The 16,983-nt window shown below is 55.4% G+C and carries 10 protein-coding genes; 9 read left to right on the plus strand and 1 reads right to left on the minus strand.

Annotation, left to right across the window (positions count from 1 at the left end; genetic code table 11):
• Positions 1-420: 420 nt before the first annotated feature.
• The gene (locus ACFPQ4_RS14040; protein ID WP_378112499.1) at positions 421-3,135 is read right to left on the minus strand and encodes an alpha-mannosidase; all 2,715 of its coding nucleotides are present in this window, start codon (positions 3,133-3,135) and stop codon (positions 421-423) included.
• Positions 3,136-3,537: 402 nt separating this feature from the next.
• Between ACFPQ4_RS14040 and ACFPQ4_RS14045 the strand changes: the two genes are divergently transcribed.
• From ACFPQ4_RS14045 to ACFPQ4_RS14085, 9 genes are all read left to right on the plus strand, one after another.
• Positions 3,538-5,640, plus strand: coding sequence for a carbohydrate-binding protein (locus tag ACFPQ4_RS14045; RefSeq protein ID WP_378112500.1), 2,103 nt, complete (start codon positions 3,538-3,540; stop codon positions 5,638-5,640).
• Between the two features lie 373 nt (positions 5,641-6,013).
• On the plus strand, positions 6,014-6,640 hold the full coding sequence (locus tag ACFPQ4_RS14050; RefSeq protein ID WP_378112501.1) for a carbohydrate-binding protein: 627 nt from the start codon (positions 6,014-6,016) through the stop codon (positions 6,638-6,640).
• 110 nt (positions 6,641-6,750) lie between these two features.
• The gene (gene srtB, locus ACFPQ4_RS14055; protein ID WP_378112502.1) at positions 6,751-8,034 is read left to right on the plus strand and encodes a class B sortase; all 1,284 of its coding nucleotides are present in this window, start codon (positions 6,751-6,753) and stop codon (positions 8,032-8,034) included.
• An 18-nt stretch (positions 8,035-8,052) separates the two neighbouring features.
• Positions 8,053-9,276, plus strand: coding sequence for a glycoside hydrolase family 99 protein (locus tag ACFPQ4_RS14060; protein WP_378112503.1), 1,224 nt, complete (start codon positions 8,053-8,055; stop codon positions 9,274-9,276).
• Positions 9,273-10,613 carry a glycoside hydrolase family 99 protein gene (locus ACFPQ4_RS14065; protein ID WP_378112504.1) on the plus strand — a complete coding sequence of 447 codons (1,341 nt, stop codon included), beginning with the start codon at positions 9,273-9,275 and terminating at the stop codon, positions 10,611-10,613. The genes ACFPQ4_RS14060 and ACFPQ4_RS14065 overlap by 4 nt, the downstream gene beginning before the upstream one ends.
• Positions 10,614-11,189: 576 nt before the next feature.
• A complete protein-coding gene (locus ACFPQ4_RS14070) occupies positions 11,190-14,132 on the plus strand; it encodes a beta/gamma crystallin-related protein (protein ID WP_378112505.1) in 2,943 nt (980 codons plus the stop codon).
• 219 nt (positions 14,133-14,351) lie between these two features.
• Positions 14,352-15,371 (plus strand): ABC transporter ATP-binding protein, encoded by a 1,020-nt coding sequence (locus tag ACFPQ4_RS14075; protein ID WP_378112506.1) that lies wholly within the window; start codon positions 14,352-14,354, stop codon positions 15,369-15,371.
• Positions 15,368-16,168, plus strand: coding sequence for an ABC transporter permease (locus ACFPQ4_RS14080; protein WP_378112507.1), 801 nt, complete (start codon positions 15,368-15,370; stop codon positions 16,166-16,168). Before ACFPQ4_RS14075 ends, ACFPQ4_RS14080 begins: the two co-directional genes overlap by 4 nt.
• A gap of 1 nt (position 16,169) precedes the next feature.
• Positions 16,170-16,976, plus strand: a complete 807-nt coding sequence (locus ACFPQ4_RS14085; protein ID WP_378112508.1) for an ABC transporter permease — start codon at positions 16,170-16,172, stop codon at positions 16,974-16,976.
• Positions 16,977-16,983: the final 7 nt, after the last annotated feature.

Genomic DNA, 16,983 nt, shown 5'->3' on the forward strand with positions numbered 1-16,983 from the left:
GTTGGTGTCCCTCCAGACGCGTCGCTGTAACCTCGCCAAACGATGCTAAAGCGGCAAAACTCCGGATGCGTGAGATGTAACCTTGCCAAACGTTGCTACAGCGGCGAAACCCAGGGAGCGTGCGCTGTAACCTCGCCAAACGAGGCTACAACGGTGAAACCCAGGGTGCGTGCGATGTAACCTCGCCACACGAGGCTACAGCGGCGAAACCCAGGGTGCGTGCGATGTAACCTCGCCAAACGATGCTACAGCGGCGAAACTTCGAGTGCGTTCGAAGTAACCTCGCCGCCTCCGGGATACGCGGACAAAGTAATTATGTTTGTGAAGATCTCCATTGTCGGTACCGCGGCGCATCAGCAAGGCTGCGAACAAAGAAAACCCGCCCGGGACAGCGTCCCGGGCGGGCTACATGCAGCAGGGTTAACGCAACCCCACCGTGACGATCTCGTACTTGCCTACCGGCAATCTTCCATCGACGGCAATTCCGCCGGCGTCTTCCATGATGTTGCTAACGTACGAGCCGCCGCCTTGCGGCGAGGACAGACGTACTTCGCCGGCTTGGCCGGTGACGTTATACCATCTGGCCATCCAATCGCCGCGCTCCTCGTTCGTCTTCAAGCTAGAGAAGAGCACGCCATCGCCCTGCCATTGCAGGAAGCTGTAGCTTAGCGGCAACGTACCCGCATGGATACCCGTCTGGCTGACGGTGACGGGAACCGGGAACCGATGCGCTTCCCGGTAAGCATCGACGCGATCGCGCCCGGCGTGCGGGATGATCATCCACTCGACGGTGTTCACGCCGAGGCATTGCGCTTCCGGCGTCGGGAATACGCCCCAGTCGCCGAGCTCGCCGACAGAGCGAAGCACGGTGACCGCTATCGTATTGCGTCCGTCCAGCAAAACTTCGTATTCGTTTAATCCTTTGCCCGCGATCGTCAAACCGCGTTTCGCTTCGTGCACGTCGATGAAGTTAGACATATGCTGGGCGTTGCACGGATTGCGCCATTCCGCGGAAGGCTTCGTCTCGCGCTCGGCAACCTCGAAGATCGAATCCGCGAAGTGCGTCGTCGCGTTGACGTCGGTCGGATAGAGCACGCGCAGGCGATGGTCCGTCGACTTGTTGTCGTACGTTGAGTTGACGCGAACGCCTTTCCCGCCGCGTTCAAGCGATACTCTCGTAACGATGCGCAGCGGCACCGTTTCCGTAGCGCGTCCGGCGTTTCGATCGTAGATGAACGTCATCGTATTCATTTCCTCGGCGAGCCGCTCGTCCGCCGATACAGGAATATCCAATGTCTGTACGATCTCCAGCGTCGCGCGGTAGGACGTATTTTCGACGACGCGAATGTCGGCCGCCCGCCCGTGAGTCGTAATCGGCACGTCGCCTTTCGGTTGCACGAAAATATACTCGTTGCCGACGTCGCCCGTGTTCTCGTAGTGTCCGAGACCCGCGAAAGATTGCCCGCTGCGCTTGTCGAGCAACGTCATGCCGCCGTCCGAAGCAACTGTCAACTTTAGCAACTCGTTTTCAAGCGTCGAATCCCCGGTGAGAAGCGATCCGGTTTCCGCAGAAGCTTCAGACCCCGCGTCCGGCACCCAAGCGTACGTCGCATAGCCGATGCCCGGCAGCGCGTCCGTCTCGAACGTCAGCCGCACGGTTCTGCAGTAATAAGGCTGACGGAACTTATCGTCCGGCAGATCATAGCCGAAGCGAACGCCGAGATCCTCCGACGAGCACGCCACGCGCACACCCCGTTCATTCACCAGGTATCCCGCGCCATGCGTCCGCGAGCGGACTTCTTCCGCTACCGCGACCGGATTCTCGCTTTGCTTGAAATAACGTCTCGACAGCTCGACGTCGACGGTTACGACGGAAGACCCTTCATAACCGCTCGTATTGAATACGACGAACGGAGCGGCGCCCGTCCCGATCGCTTCGAACGCCGAAGTATCGACGCCGTCGCCCACGGCTTTCGCGCTTTCGATGACGATCGCTTTAGCCACTTCCATGCTTTTCGCGAAGCGGATTTCCATCTCGCGGTACACTTCGTCGACGCTGCAGCCGCAGATGCTGTCATGCGGATGGTTTTGCATGAGCGTTTTCCAAGCGTATACGAAAAGCGCGTGCGGATAGGCTTTGCCTTGCCCGTTTGCGATCGTGGCAAGCGGTTCGGCGACTTTCTCCAGCAGCGTCTGATTCTGTTGGTTCAGCTGCTTGATCGATACGCGGGCCGAAGCGGTGTTGGCCAACGTGAACAAGCCGTCGGTCTTCTGGCCGCGAAGCTCGCCCCTAGTCAAGCTAAGCTTCGGCGGCAAAGAAACCTGTACCGCCTTCATATAATCGTCGAAGTTGGAATGAATGAACTCATGCTCCGGGTACAGCTCGCGCGCCACGCGCAGCGCCTCGGACAAGTTCGTCTGCACCGGTTGGTGATCGCAGCCGTTCATCAACAGCAGATGCGGCGTCGAGGCGTAGCGGGAGGCGCTAGCGATCCGATGATCCCAGTACGCCTTCGCTTCCGTAGGATCGACGGGGATTTCCATGCCGTTGTTGTACCAGTTGGCGAACAGCACGCCAAGCACTTGCGAGCCGTCGGGAGCTTCCCATACGAGCTCGGAGAAAGGCGATTCTAGGCTCGCGCCGTCTCCGACCGAGTTGTTGAAGCCGGTCGCCTTAACCCCGCGGCCGAACACGGCATTGTCGATGCCCGCTTGGCGAAGCAGCTGCGCGGCTTGGCCCATGTTACCGAACGAATCCGGGAAATAGCCGACTTTGGATACCGGCCCGAACCCTTTGGCGTCGCGGTGGCCGATTTGCATGTTGCGCACGTTCGCTTCGCTGCTCGTCAGAAACTCGTCCTGAAGTACGTACCAAGGACCGGCCGACAGCTTGCCTTCCTTAACATATTGTTGGAGCAGTTCTCTGCGTTCCGGATAGATTTGCAGGTAATCTTCCAGCACGATCGACTGCCCGTCGAGATAGAAGCTCTTGAATTCGGGATCCGTAGCGAACGTATCCAGCAAAGCGTCCATCGTTTGAACGAGCTTAACGTGATGGGCTTCGTAAGGCATATACCATTCCCGGTCCCAATGCGTATGCGAGATGACGTGAATAACCCGCCGTTGCGTGTTCATGTAGTTGCCTCTTTTCCATAGGAAGTTGAAATAACCTGCGGTAATTGTAATGGACGGCTACCGGACGAACAATGAGAGGATTGCAAACTTTCAGGTGCATGATTGGCGAGCCTTCCCGCGACAAACGGACAGAAACACCATGTTTAATTTAAGAACGTCTCCTATTCAAAAAATAATCGATCCTATAGTATTTTTTCTTGCAAGATGCACTTTTTTTGTAAGCCCTTTCAAAGGGGGTGATTGCGAAAGGCGCATCCAGACCGGCAGAAGCAACGCGTACGACGATGCTATAGAGAAGGAGAGTGAGGTAAAGTTCGGGTCGGGGAAAACGGAATCATCACATCACGAACAAAGGCACACGCAATGAGCGCTTTTTAGTAACTCAAATCGAGGAGGGTACTAATGCTTACTCAAGCGAAAATGGTGCAAAAGAGAACGCTGCTCGCCATACTGCTGGCCGTAGCGTTGATCGTGACGCTGTTCACGATTTCGCCGCCCGTGGCTAACGCCGCGTCGGCTTTTAATCAAACCGCCGCATCCGGCTATACGAGCCAATCCGGCATTCAATTGGAAACGTCGACCGAAGGCGGCCAGAACGTCGCGTTCGTCGACAACGGCGACTATATTGCCTTTACGAACACGGACTTCGGCACAGGAACGAGCACGTTCAGCGCGCGGGTCGCCAGCGCGGCAAGCGGCGGCAGCATCGAAGTGCGGATCGACAGCTTGACCGGCACTTTGGCAGGCACTTGTACGGTGCCGGGTACCGGCGGCTGGCAAAACTGGACGACCGTAAGCTGCAACGTGAGCAACATTACCGGCGTGCATACGATGTATTTGAAGTTCACGGGCGGCGCGGGCAATCTGTTCAACATTTTGTGGTTCAAGTTTGCGGCCAGCGCGGTCGTATTCAACCAGATCGAAGCGGAGAGCTTCAACACCCAGTCCGGCATCCAGACCGAAGCGACTTCCGATACGGGCGGCGGCCTGAACGTAGGCTTTATCGACAACGGAGACTACCTGTCGTTCAACAATATCAACTTCGGCAGCAGCGGCGCGACGTCCGTGCAAATGCGCGTGGCGAGCAACGCGAGCGGGGGCAACGTCGAGGTTCGCCTCGACAGCTTGAGCGGGACGCTCGCGAGCACTTGCGCCGTTCCCGGAACGGGCGGCTGGCAGAATTGGACGACTGTTAACTGCGCGGTTACGACGATCACGGGCACGCATACCGTGTTCCTGAAGTTTACGGGCGGAACGGGCAACCTGTTCAACATCAACTGGTTCAAGTTCGGCACGACGCCTCCGACCGGCGGCAACGACGTCGTCGGCAAAATTTTTGCCGGCTACCAAGGCTGGTTTAACGCATCGGGCGACGGCTCGCCGAACGGCGGATGGGTGCACTGGTCCAAAAACAGCAGCGCGCCAACGGCCAACTCGAACGTCAACTTCGAGCTGTATCCGGACATTAGCGAGTATTCTTCGCTCTATGCGACGAACCTCGCCAACTTCGGCGACGGCACGCAGGCGAAGCTTTTCTCGTCGTACGACCAATCGACGGTCAACAAGCACTTCGAATGGATGCAGACGTACGGCATCGACGGCGCCGCGCTGCAACGGTTCGGCGCGGACCTGAACAACGCGCCGAACAACTGGAAGTCGAACCGCGACAGCGTCGCCGTCAAGGTAAAGAACGCGGCGGAGCAATACAACAAGAAGTTCTACGTCATGTACGACATTACGGGCATGGACGCGAACACGTGGGACGACGCCGTCATGAACGACTGGAACACGCTCGTAAAAGGTTCGCTTAACCTCACGTCCTCCAGCGCTTACGCGAAGCAGAACGGCAAAATCGTCGTCTGCATTTGGGGCATCGGCTTCACCGACCGTCCGGGCACGGCGGCCGAGCACCAAGCGCTCATCAACTGGTTCAAAAACCAAAACGTATACGTCATCGGCGGCGTCCCGACGTATTGGAGAACTAACAATAACGACTCCAAGACGGACTTCGCCAACGTGTACGCTTCCCTCGACATGCTCCAACCGTGGTTCGTAGGCCGCTTCGGCCGCAACGGCATCGCGGACGTGGACTACTTCTCTACGAACCAATACGGACCGGACTACGCGAGAACGCAGCAGCTGGGCATCGCGTACCAGCCGGTCATTTGGCCGGGCTCGGCTTGGTCCAACCTGAATCCGGGCGCGCCTCGCAACGAGAATCCGCGTCTGCACGGAGATTTCATGTGGCGACAAGCTTACGACATGAAGCAGCTCGGCATCAATACGGGCTATTTCGCAATGTTCGACGAGTATGACGAAGGCACGGCGATCGCGAAGATCGCGCCGAACAGCTCGAAGATCCCGACGAACCAATACTTCCTGACGCTCGACGCGGACGGCGTGGCGGTATCCTCGGACTTCTATTTGAGGCTCGCGGGAGACATTACCAAGATGTTCAAAGGACAGATCGCCACGACGGCGAATCATCCGACAAGCCATCAGTAAGCAACGTTCGAAAGGTCCCGGGGGCTAGTCGACCCGGGATCTTTTTTATTTAGCCAATTTAAGTCAAACAGGCTATGTATAACCTGTAAAATTTAAAATCGTCTCATGTCGCGCCTGCAACATCGGGTGATAAGATTACGTAGAAAATTACTTTGATCTTGCGACAAGCAAGGCAAAGCGAATAATGTAAGCACTTCCATTAAGCGCATTTAGAGGGGGTGGTCGGCAAGGCCTTAGGAAATACATACGCCCTGAGGCAGCGGTATCCGGTTCTGAAATGCGTTGGGGAGTTCAGCAAGGTACGGCCAGTTTTTGCAATGATTAGCGATAACAAAAAAAACGAGAAGTTAATCAAAAAAGGAGTGTTTAGACAATGAAAAAATCTTTATTGGCTCTCGCACTGACTACGGTACTGCTTGTTGTAGGCGCAACTTCCGCATTCGCTGCGGACGCGAACCCTTACAGAACGATCCCGGGAGCAGAAGCTACCGAACTGAACAGCGACTCCGGCAAGTTCTCCGACGGCTCCGGCCCTCGTATCGAAACTAATGATGCGAAGAATATCGGCTACATCGTTGCCGGCAACTGGGCTAAGTTCAGCGGTCTTAACTTCGGCGACCCAGGCGCTACGAAAGTTAAAATCGAAGCTGCTTCTGGCGCTGCTGCTGGTGGTACGGTTGACGTATTCCTTGATTCCCCTACGGGAACTAAGATCGCTTCGATCGCCTACGACGTTACTGGCGACTGGCAGAAGTACAAAGAAATTTCCGCTGACGTATCCGGTGTAACGGGTACGCATGACGTTGTCTTCGTATTCGTAAACGGCGACATCAACGTTAAATCTGTTTCCTTCGAAGGCGACGCTGGTTCCGGCGCTGCTGCTCCAGCTGCTAACCCTGCAACAGGCGACAACGGCGTGACCATGTATGTTGCGTTCGCAGCCGTAGCCGCAGCAGGCTTCGTGCTTCTGAGCCGCAAAAAATTCGCTAAACAACAATAAGCTTTCCTTAGAATCGGCAAGCCCAGCTTGCTAACCATTCCGAGTAAAAGAGGACGTCCCGAGGCCGAATCCGGCCGCGGGACATCCTTTTTTGGATGAGAGGGTTGCGGATGAGAATAGCTTACGCGCAATGGATAAGAAGGGGAATGCTGGCGATCGCCGCCGGCGTGTTTCTTTTTTCGTCATATAAGGTGTACGCCTACGTGTCGGACAATTACGAGAGTAAGAAGACGTACGCGAGCATTAAGGAGCTCTATTACGCACCCAACGCGGACAAAGCCGTCTCCGCGGACGGGAACACGGCGACCGGCGATAAGCAAACGACGGAGAACCGATCGGATTCGGCAACGACATCCGTCGCGGGGTCCGATGCGTTCAGCGTCAGTCCGAAGTTCAAGCCGCTGCTCGAGGTGAACGATGAAATCGTCGGTTGGTTGCGCATTGCGGACACGGAAGTCGATTATCCCGTGACACAGACGGACGACAACGAGTATTACTTGACGCACGACGTGAAGAAGGAAGAGAACATTACAGGCAGTATTTTCATGGATTACCGGAATAACATCAAGGGATACAACCGCAACACGATTTTATACAGCCATTCGATGAAGAACGGAACGATGTTCGGCGCGGTGCTAAGGTACGAGAGTAGATGGAATTTCGAGAACAAGCCAATAATCGAGTTCGATACGCTGTACGGTGACGAAAAATGGGAAATTTTCTCCGCCTATAAGACGGATACGAGCTTTGACTATATTCGGACGGATTTTAAATCGGACGAGGATTTTCAGCAGTACCTAGATACGGTGAAAGCGATGTCGCTTCACAAATCCGACGTGGAGGTATCGGCTTCGGACCAGATTTTGACGTTGTCGACTTGCTACCATGGCCTTAAGAACGGTCGGTTCGTCGTGCATGCGAAGCTGATCCGCGAAACGAAGCATCCCCTGGAATTCGATCCGGTTACCGGGTTGTGGCGACCTGCGGTCGGCGAGAAGAGCGTCGATGAGACGCTGTCTCTCGAACCTAAGGTAGAGCTAGAAGAGCCGGTCGCGACAGAAGAGACGAAGAAGAATGTTGCGAAGGCGGAGAAGTCTGAGAAGAAACCGGTGAAGAAACGAGCGGAGAAACCGACGAAGAAGCCGTCGGAGCCGAAGCCGGAGGAGCAACCGGCCACAACAGGGGCCACGGAGACGCCGGAGCCAAAGCCAGCGGAACAACCAGCGGAAGCAACGGAGCAGCCGAAGAAGGATGAAGTCGAGAGCGAGACATTGACGGAAGTCGGCGGTGCATCCACATCATCGCCTGCGATAGATTCGGGTGAAACGTCACCTGCGGCGGAGCCGAGCGCGACGCCGGAAAGTACAGAGACGGCAGTAAGAGGTGGCCACTAATTGGGGGAAATTATGAAGATGAGCAACAAGCAAGCGTCGTCCGTCCGGGAGGGCGACATCGTCGGCCACGTACTCGCGGGTTATCAAGGCTGGTTTAACGCCGAAGGCGACGGATCGGATAGCGGCTGGGTGCATTGGAGCGGACGCAGAATGGTGCCGACCGCGGGAAGCGACGCGCTCACTTTCGATTTGTACCCGGATATGCGGGAATATACGATAACGTACGATACGCAGCTAGGCAAGCTAGGGAACGGAGAGCAAGCGCGGCTGTTCTCTTCCTACGACGGGAGTACGGTCGATAAGCATTTTGAATGGATGCGGGATTACGGCATTCACGGGGTGGGCTTGCAGCGATTCGGAGCGAGCGATAGCGACGAGCCGAACGTATGGCGAGGCAGCCGCGATAGCGTCGCGGTCAAGGTGAAACAGGCGGCGGAGGCCTACGGCCGCAAGTTTTACGTCATGTACGACACATCCGGAATGAGGGCGGACAACTGGATCAAGGCGATCAAGCATGACTGGACGGTTAATATCGTCGGCAAGATGGACTTGATCGCTTCCAGCGCTTACGCGAAGCAAGACGGCAAGCGTGTTGTCTGCATCTGGGGCATGGGCTTCGACGATCGTCCGGGTGCCGCGGAAGAGTGCATCGGATTGATCGCATGGTTCAAAGAGCAAGGCTTCTACGTAATCGGGGGCATTCCGACGCATTGGCGCGAATGCGTTATCGACTCGAAGCCGGGCTTCCTTGAAGTTTATCAATCGCTAGATATGATCTCTCCTTGGTTCGTCGGCAGATTCGGCGGGTTATCCGGCGCGGACGAGTATTTGGAGAAGCAATGGAAGCAAGACTTCGAAGCTACAGAGTCGCTCGGCATCGACTACATGCCGGTCATCTGGCCGGGATTTGCTTGGAAAAACTTGCACGGCGGGCCTATCAATCAAATCCCGAGGCTGCACGGGGATTTCATGTGGCGGCAAGCTTATAACCTAAAGAGCATCGGCGTCGACACGGCATATATCGCCATGTTCGACGAATACGATGAAGCTACGGCTATCGCCAAGGCGGCGGAGGATGCATCCATGTGTCCGACCGATCATTATTTTCTTGCTTTGGACGCTGACGGCGTGGCTGTCTCTTCAGACTTCTATCTTCGGCTTTCCGGCGACATCGGCAAGCTGTTTCGCGGAGAAATTCCGCTCTCGGAGACGCATCCTACTCTGCATAAGGAGGAGCTATGAGAAAGCTGCTGCTGACCGTCGCGCTCTCAGCGGCGCTGGGAATCACGGGCTGCCAATCGAATAACGGCGACTCGAACGGGAGTCCATCCCCTACCGCCACGGTAACCCCACCATCTACGCCCGAGCCTACTCCTACACCTACGCCGCAACGGGAAGGTGACGTCGTCGGCGAAATATACGCGGGCTACCAAGGCTGGTTCAACGCGCCGGGCGACGGCTCGAACAACGGCTGGGTTCACTGGAGCAAAAAAGGGAGCATGCTCTCGGCGGGCGCGGATGTGAACTTCGAGTTGTATCCGGACACGCGAGAGTATAAGGACTTGTATTATACGTCACTTGGGAATCTCGGAAACGGCGAGGAAGCGCAGTTGTTCTCGTCGCGCGACCAAAGCACGGTAGACTTGCATTTTCAATGGATGCAACAGTACAACATTACCGGCGTCGGCTTGCAGCGCTTCGGCGCGGAAGAGAGCGACGCACCGAACAATTGGAAGAAGAACAGAGACGACGTAGCCGTGAAAGTAATGAGCGCCGCGGAGAAGTTCGAGCGCAAATTCTACGTCATGTATGATATTACGGGCATGAAGAAAGACAATTGGGTACAAGCGATCGAGCACGACTGGACGACGAACGTCGTCGGCGCCATGCATCTCACGGAGTCGAGCGCGTACGCGAAGCAAGACGGCAAGCTCGTCATCAACGTTTGGGGCATCGGCCTAAGCGACCGGCCGGGAACGGCCGCGGAGTCCGCCGCCTTGATCAAGTGGTTCCACGATCAGAACGTCTACGTCATCGGCGGCGTTCCGACTTACTGGCGCACGGGGACGAAAGATTCCAAGCCGGACTTCATGGACGTGTACAAGTCGCTGGACATGATCTCGCCTTGGTTCGTCGGTCGATTCGGGCAACTGCTCGGCGCGGATCGCATGAAGCTGTTCAATTACGCTCCGGACTTCAAATTTACGCAGGAAAACGGAATAGATTATCAGCCGGTTCTGTTCCCGGGCTCCGCATGGTCCAATATGACCGGCGGGCCGAAGAACGAGAATCCTCGGCTGCACGGCGACTTCATGTGGAGGCAGGCGTACAACATGAAATCCGTCGGCATCAACACCGGTTATATCGCGATGTTCGACGAGTTTGACGAAGGAACCGCGATCGCCAAAATCGCGGAGGACAGCTCCATGATCCCGAGCGATCAATACTTCCTGACGCTCGACGCGGACGAAGTACCGGTATCGTCGGACTTCTACTTGCGGCTCACGGGCGATATTAACCGGTTATTCCACGATGAAATTCCGCTGACGGAAGAGCATCCGACGCCTCACCAACCTTAAAAAGCATGACGCAATAGCGACCGTTCGGGCAGTTGATTAGCATGCTCCCGGGCGGTCGCTGTCGTTTCTGCGTGAAGAGGAGTATAACCACCAGCCGCGTAGTTGCAAAACATACATCTAATTTAGCGCAAATCTTGGATTCCTATGGGTTAGTTGCAGAGCGTACAACTAATCCAGCCGAATAACGAGCATATGGACGAAATGGCACGATTAGCTGTATGAAATGCAACAAAGGATCGGTATCAAGCAGGTTGAGGCGAAATTAGTTGCACCTTTTACAATAAACACTCGCTTTTCCTTATGACAACAGCCCGTACCTCGCCCCGTTGATCGCCGTTCCAGAACGGTTTTGCACACTCGCTTTTCCTTATGACAGCAGCTCGTACCTCGCCCCATTGATCGCCATCTTAGAACGGTTTAGCATACTCAAATGCCCTCTCGCGCTATTAAATCATTCACTAAGTAAATTAATATACGATTTAAGTAAATTATTACATTAAAACGCCCGAATCCCGGATATATGATGAAGCTAGCTCTATGCGTGCAGGTATCTTATTCCAAGGAGGGTATTAAAGAATGGAATTGCTTAGGAAAGGAAAGAAGAGACTGTCCGCGCTAGTCGCTGCATCGCTGCTCGTCGCGACGGGCGTCTCCACGGGCACAGACACGGTGTCGGCAAGCTCGACCACCCAGGCGTTCAACTCGTCGACAGGTGTATTGAACGTGGATTATGCCAACTATTTGTCCAAGCATGACGTCGTGTACAACGGGCCGGTCACCGATACGAAGAGCGGACTTACGGTAGGCAACGGACGCGTAGGCGCCATGGTATGGAACACAACGGGCGGCCTGACGATGCAGGTGCAAGGCGTCGACGCTTCGGAGGAGGGCTTCGCTTCGCAAGGACTCGTCAACCTGTATTCGAACCCAGGCTTCGATAGCGGGTACTCGACCTATCAGCAGCGGCTATCGTTGTACGACGGTCTAGTGACGACGAAGTACGATAACAACCGCACGATCACGATCATGGGACAGCCGAATTCGGAAGTAATCGGCATCCACGTGGACGATAGCCGGACGGGGTTGTCCAACGTTACCCTCGATCTTAGCATCTGGGACGTGAGTACGTTCAGCGGAGGGGACGTGCCTGATATTAACACGTGGCGCACCGTGTCCACGTTCGTCGATCCGACCGTCGTCGGCTTTAGCAGAGGGCAGACGGACGCGAACAAATTCGGCTACACGATGGCTGCGACGGTTGAAGGCGCAAGCTTTACGACGCAATCGGTGGACGGCCGCAAAGTAAGGCTGAACATTACGCCGTCGTCCAGCTATACGATCTGGATCGCTACCGCGAGCCGCCTCAATGCGCCAAGCAACAATTCGGTAAACCAAGCGAAGACGTTGCTGACGAACGTCAAAAATACCGGTTACAGCACGACATTGAACAACTATAAGAACTGGTGGCACGACTTCTGGGGCAAATCGTTCGTGCAATACAGCAACGGCTCGGGAGATGCCGACTACCTCGAAAGCTTCTACTATCTCAGCACGTACATGATCGCGGCAGGCGGCTTCGCCAACTATCCGAACCACTTCATTAACGGAGCGTTCAGCGCCGTGAACGACAACGATAGCGGCAAATGGAGCAACGCTTACTGGTATTGGAATCAACGCGACGTCTATCACTCGTTCCTCGCTTCGAACCACGCGGACATGGTGAACATTTTCAACAACTTATACAGCCGCAACTATAACGCCCTCAAGTCGTACACGATGACCCGATACGGCATCGACGGCATCTGGGTGCCCGAGACGATGGGCTGGAACGCCAGCGCCGCGGGAACGATCGGCAGCGACTATACGCAGGATATTATGACCACGGGCATGGAAGCGGCTATGAACATGTATGCGCAATACAAATACACGAACGATTCGGCATACTTGAGCAATACCGCGTATCCGTTTATCCGTGAAGCTACGAAATTTTTGGCGGCGAAGCTCAGCTTCAACAGCACGACGGGCAAATACTATATGGCTTCCTCCAACGTACACGAGCAGCATTGGGACGTTCAGAACGCGATTACCGACTTGGCGGCCGTCCGCGCGATGTTCCCGGTCGCAATCCAGACGAGCACGACGCTCGGGGTCGACGCCACCCTTCGTACCCAGTGGCAGAACATCTTGAACAACCTCGTTGCGTATCCGGTCGATTCGGCCAACCCTAACCAATATGCGCCGCATACGCCTCCGATTTCCCAGAACCGGAACAACGAGAACACGATTCTCGATCTGGTTTGGCCGTATAACGTATCCGGCATCGGCGCATCCGATCAGCAAATGCTGGTCAACAACTACAATAACCGTCTGTACAAATACGACAATAACAACGTCTGGGATCCGGGTCCGATTCAAGCGGCGCGCCTCGGTCTCGGCGACGAAGCGTACTTGGGCATGAAGAAGATGATTCAACGCTACCAGGATTACCCGAACGGCCGGACGACGAACACGAACGGCGAGTTCGAGTATATCGGCGTACATCTGATCGCGATGAACGAGTCGCTGCTGCAAAGCTACAACGACAAGATCCGCGTCTTCCCGGCGTTGCCAAGCGACGCGAGCATGAACGCCAAGTTTACGCTGCTCGCCAGCGGAGGCTTCCTCGTCAGCTCCGAGAAGGAAGCGGGAGAGATCAAGTACGTCGGCGTGAAAAGCTTGTACGGCAAGCAAGCGACCGTCGTCAATCCATGGGGTACGCAGCAGGTAAGAGTCAGAAAAGCGTCCGACAACTCGATCGTCCTGACGACCTCAAGCGCCGAGTTCAACTTCGCCACAGCCGCCAATACGGTGTACGTCGTGGAGCGCACGGCGAAGACGCTTAGCAGCTACACGGCCGAGACGCTGACCGGCACGGCTAACCAATCGAAGAAGACGATCACGATCAGCGGCGTGGAGAGGACGCTTGGAAGCGCTCAGCCTTACACCGGACCTAAGCCGACGTTCTACCCTAACGCCAACTACGGCGGAACGGGCGTATCGCTCGCCCCGGGTAACTACAGCATTTCGCAAATGCAGGCGGCGGGCATTGCCAACGATAACATCTCGTCCATTCGCGTTCCGGCGGGCGTAACGGTTGTCGCCTACGGAGACGGAGCGTTCGACGGTCCGTCGTGGACGTTCACGTCGGACAACGCCAATCTTGCCAATACCGGCAACGACAACACGATCTCGTCGATCAAAGTAACGGTATCCGGCGCCACCGGCGTAACGTTCTACCCGGATCCTAACTACGGAGGCACGGGAGTCACGCTGGGCGTAGGCACCTATACGATCGCGCAAATGCAGGCGGCGGGCATTCCGAACGACGCGATATCTTCTATCCGCGTTCCGGCTGGCCGCACGGTGACCGCGTACAGAGACGGAGCTTTCGATGGCACGGTGTGGACGTTCTCGTCCGACAATGCGAATCTCGCGAATACCGGCAACGACAACCAGATTTCTTCCTTCAAGATTACGTAAGCAAGGCGGCATGCCGGCAGGCATGACCGCAAGCCGCATAGAGCTAGGAGGCGCCCTTGACGGGGCGTCTCTTTCGTTTGGGTACAGAAAGATAGGAATGTACTGCAAAGTTCAATAACGCCTCATTTTGGATTGGAAGTAGGTGGTATACGATAGTGGCAGATTGCAGTCATTGGCTCGGTTACATGCATTCGATACGAATAATGGCGGGGTGTGCTTTTGTCGTATATCAAAGTGGATTCGTTAACTAAGCAATTCAAGAGTCAGATCAGACGAACGGGATCGATGAGCGCGTTCAAGGATTTCATTGCGCCTAGGCACGAGCTGAAGGACGCGGTTAAGGACGTCAGCTTCACGATCGACAAAGGAGAAATCGTCGGTTATATCGGACCTAACGGCGCCGGCAAATCGACGACGATCAAGATGATGGTCGGCATTCTCGTACCGACTTCCGGGTCGGTGGAGATTGGAGGCATCGTGCCCTATGAGAACCGGCTGGCGAACTCTCGTAAAATCGGCGTCGTCTTCGGTCAGAGGACGCAGCTATGGTGGGACATACCCGTCATCGAGACGTTTAAGCTGATGCAATACATTTACGACATACCAGACCGTCAATTCGAGACGAACATCCGCCAATTCGCGGACATTCTCGGCATAGACGAATTCGTGAACACGCCGGTTCGCCAGCTCAGCCTTGGACAGCGGATGCGGGCGGACCTGTGCGCCGCTCTGCTTCATAACCCGGAAATCGTCTACCTGGACGAGCCGACTATCGGCCTCGACGTGGACGTAAAGGAACGCGTGCGCGGGTTCATCAAAGAAATCAACCGTACCCGCGAGACGACCGTCATCCTGACGACGCACGACACGGCCGATCTCGATAAACTTTGTTCCCGCGTCATGGTTATCGACCGAGGCTCCATGATGTACGACGGCGAGCTTTCGTATTTAAAGCGCAATTACTCTAGTCACGAGATCGTGACCGTCGAGATAGAGAGCGAGTTGCCCGAGCGCATGCTACGCGCACGGTTCGGCTCCGCCGTTACGTTGGATGGCCGATTGTGCCACGTTCGCGTCGATAGAGAGCGGGAAAGCTCGGCGGATTGCATCGCTTGGTTCATTCACAACAGCCGCGTGTTGGACGTGAAAATCCGCGAGACGGACATCGATGAAGTGATCCGGAACATGTACGGGACGTTCAAGAACGCGGAACGGGAGTCGGAGGCGGAGGCGCAATGAGGCTGTACCGCGAGATTATGCTTCGCGCTTTCCAAAGCCATACGACTTATCGGATGGACACGTTGATGCATCTGCTGTCGAGCTTATTCTCGATTTTGATTCAGACGACGATCTGGCGGGCGCTGTATCAGGGAAACAACGAGATGGCATCGAGCGTCGGCAACATCAGCCTGCAAGAGATGCTGACTTATTCCATTCTAGGCTCGTGCGTCTCCATTGTCGTCAACAACGGCATTATCGGCAGGCTAAGCCAAAAGATCGGCTCCGGCGAAATCGCGATGGACTTGATTAAGCCGATTCGTCTTGGGCGGTACCTGTCCGCGGAATCCGCGGGATCGACGCTATTCCGCCTCTTATTCGAGCTCGTTCCTATCGTCGCGTTCGGCATAGCCGTCTTCGGTTTACTGCCGCCCGCAGCCGGCGACCTGCCTATGTTCGCGCTCATTTTGTGCAACAGCATCGTTCTTTTCTATTTAATGAACCTCATCTGCGGCTTGTTTGCTTTCTGGTACTTCGTCTCGTGGCATACGCAGTCGATTTTCGGCCTCGTCATGTCCCTTTGCTCTGGAGCGTTGCTGCCGCTTTGGTTTTTCCCCGAAGCGGTGTCGAAAGTATTCGGCCTGCTGCCGTTCCAGCTCATCTATTACGGGCCGATCTCGGTATTTTTGGGTAAAAGAGCGTTCGAAGAGCAGCTCGGCATTTTCGGCCTTCAGCTGATTTGGATCGTGCTGCTAGGATTGCTATTGAAGTGGATTTGGGCGAAGGCCGTACGCAAGCTCGTCATCCAGGGGGGATAACATGCGCGGTATCGGACTCTACATGCGCTTCGTCGGCATTTATATGAAAACGAAGGTCGAGTACGATCATTTCTTCGTTTTCATGGACTTCGTGCTCAATTCCATATGGCCGGTCGTCAATATGGCGATGCTCTGGCTCGTGTTGGAACGGTTCGAAACGATAGGCGGCTGGAACTTCGACCAGCTCCTGTTCCTATACAATTTAAGCCATTTGTCGTACATGATCTGCGCAATGATCATATGGAATCCGACGAAGGATTTGCCGGATCTCGTGCGAAGCGGCGGCTTCGACGCTTACTTGACCCGGCCGATCAGCCCGCTCGCGCACATGATTATGCGCCAATTCTCGCATGGCCACCTGTTCGGCTTAGTTCTCTCGATAGGCATGATGGTCTATAGCGTGAATAGGTTGGATTTGCCGATCACGATAGGGAGCGTCGCGTTGTTGCTTTCGATCGTGTTCGGGGGAGCGATGATCTACGGATCGGTCATGCTTGTCTGCGGCAGCCTTTCGTTCTGGTTCGTCAAAACCGATTCGATCTACGGCTTGTTCGTCCACGAGCTGCGTCGCATTACGGAATATCCGCTTCCGATCTTCGGTAAGTTCGTGAAGGCGATTTTGCTGTTCGTAGTCCCCTACGGTTACGTCAATTACGTACCCGCGCTGAATATCGCCGTCGAAGCCGATGGGGAGGGAATTCAAGCGATGCAACTTCTCCTTACCCCCGTGCTAGGCCTTGCGATGTTTTCCGTCGCGTACTTGATATTCAAGCGGGGCATTAACAAATATCAAAGCACAGGAAGCTAAAGCAAAG

Source organism: Cohnella yongneupensis, assembly GCF_042655785.1.
GTDB lineage: Bacteria > Bacillota > Bacilli > Paenibacillales > Paenibacillaceae > Cohnella > Cohnella yongneupensis.

What these genes read in the sequence shown, in the direction of transcription:
- ACFPQ4_RS14065 (WP_378112504.1), top strand. Translation starts at nt 9,273, where the DNA reads ATGAGAAAGCTGCTGCTGACCGTCGCGCTCTCAGCGGCGCTGGGAATC.
- ACFPQ4_RS14060 (WP_378112503.1), top strand. Translation starts at nt 8,053, where the DNA reads ATGAGCAACAAGCAAGCGTCGTCCGTCCGGGAGGGCGACATCGTCGGC.
- srtB (WP_378112502.1), top strand. Translation starts at nt 6,751, where the DNA reads ATGAGAATAGCTTACGCGCAATGGATAAGAAGGGGAATGCTGGCGATC.
- ACFPQ4_RS14045 (WP_378112500.1), top strand. Translation starts at nt 3,538, where the DNA reads ATGCTTACTCAAGCGAAAATGGTGCAAAAGAGAACGCTGCTCGCCATA.
- ACFPQ4_RS14080 (WP_378112507.1), top strand. Translation starts at nt 15,368, where the DNA reads ATGAGGCTGTACCGCGAGATTATGCTTCGCGCTTTCCAAAGCCATACG.
- ACFPQ4_RS14085 (WP_378112508.1), top strand. Translation starts at nt 16,170, where the DNA reads ATGCGCGGTATCGGACTCTACATGCGCTTCGTCGGCATTTATATGAAA.
- ACFPQ4_RS14070 (WP_378112505.1), top strand. Translation starts at nt 11,190, where the DNA reads ATGGAATTGCTTAGGAAAGGAAAGAAGAGACTGTCCGCGCTAGTCGCT.
- ACFPQ4_RS14040 (WP_378112499.1), bottom strand. Translation starts at nt 3,135, where the DNA reads ATGAACACGCAACGGCGGGTTATTCACGTCATCTCGCATACGCATTGG.
- ACFPQ4_RS14050 (WP_378112501.1), top strand. Translation starts at nt 6,014, where the DNA reads ATGAAAAAATCTTTATTGGCTCTCGCACTGACTACGGTACTGCTTGTT.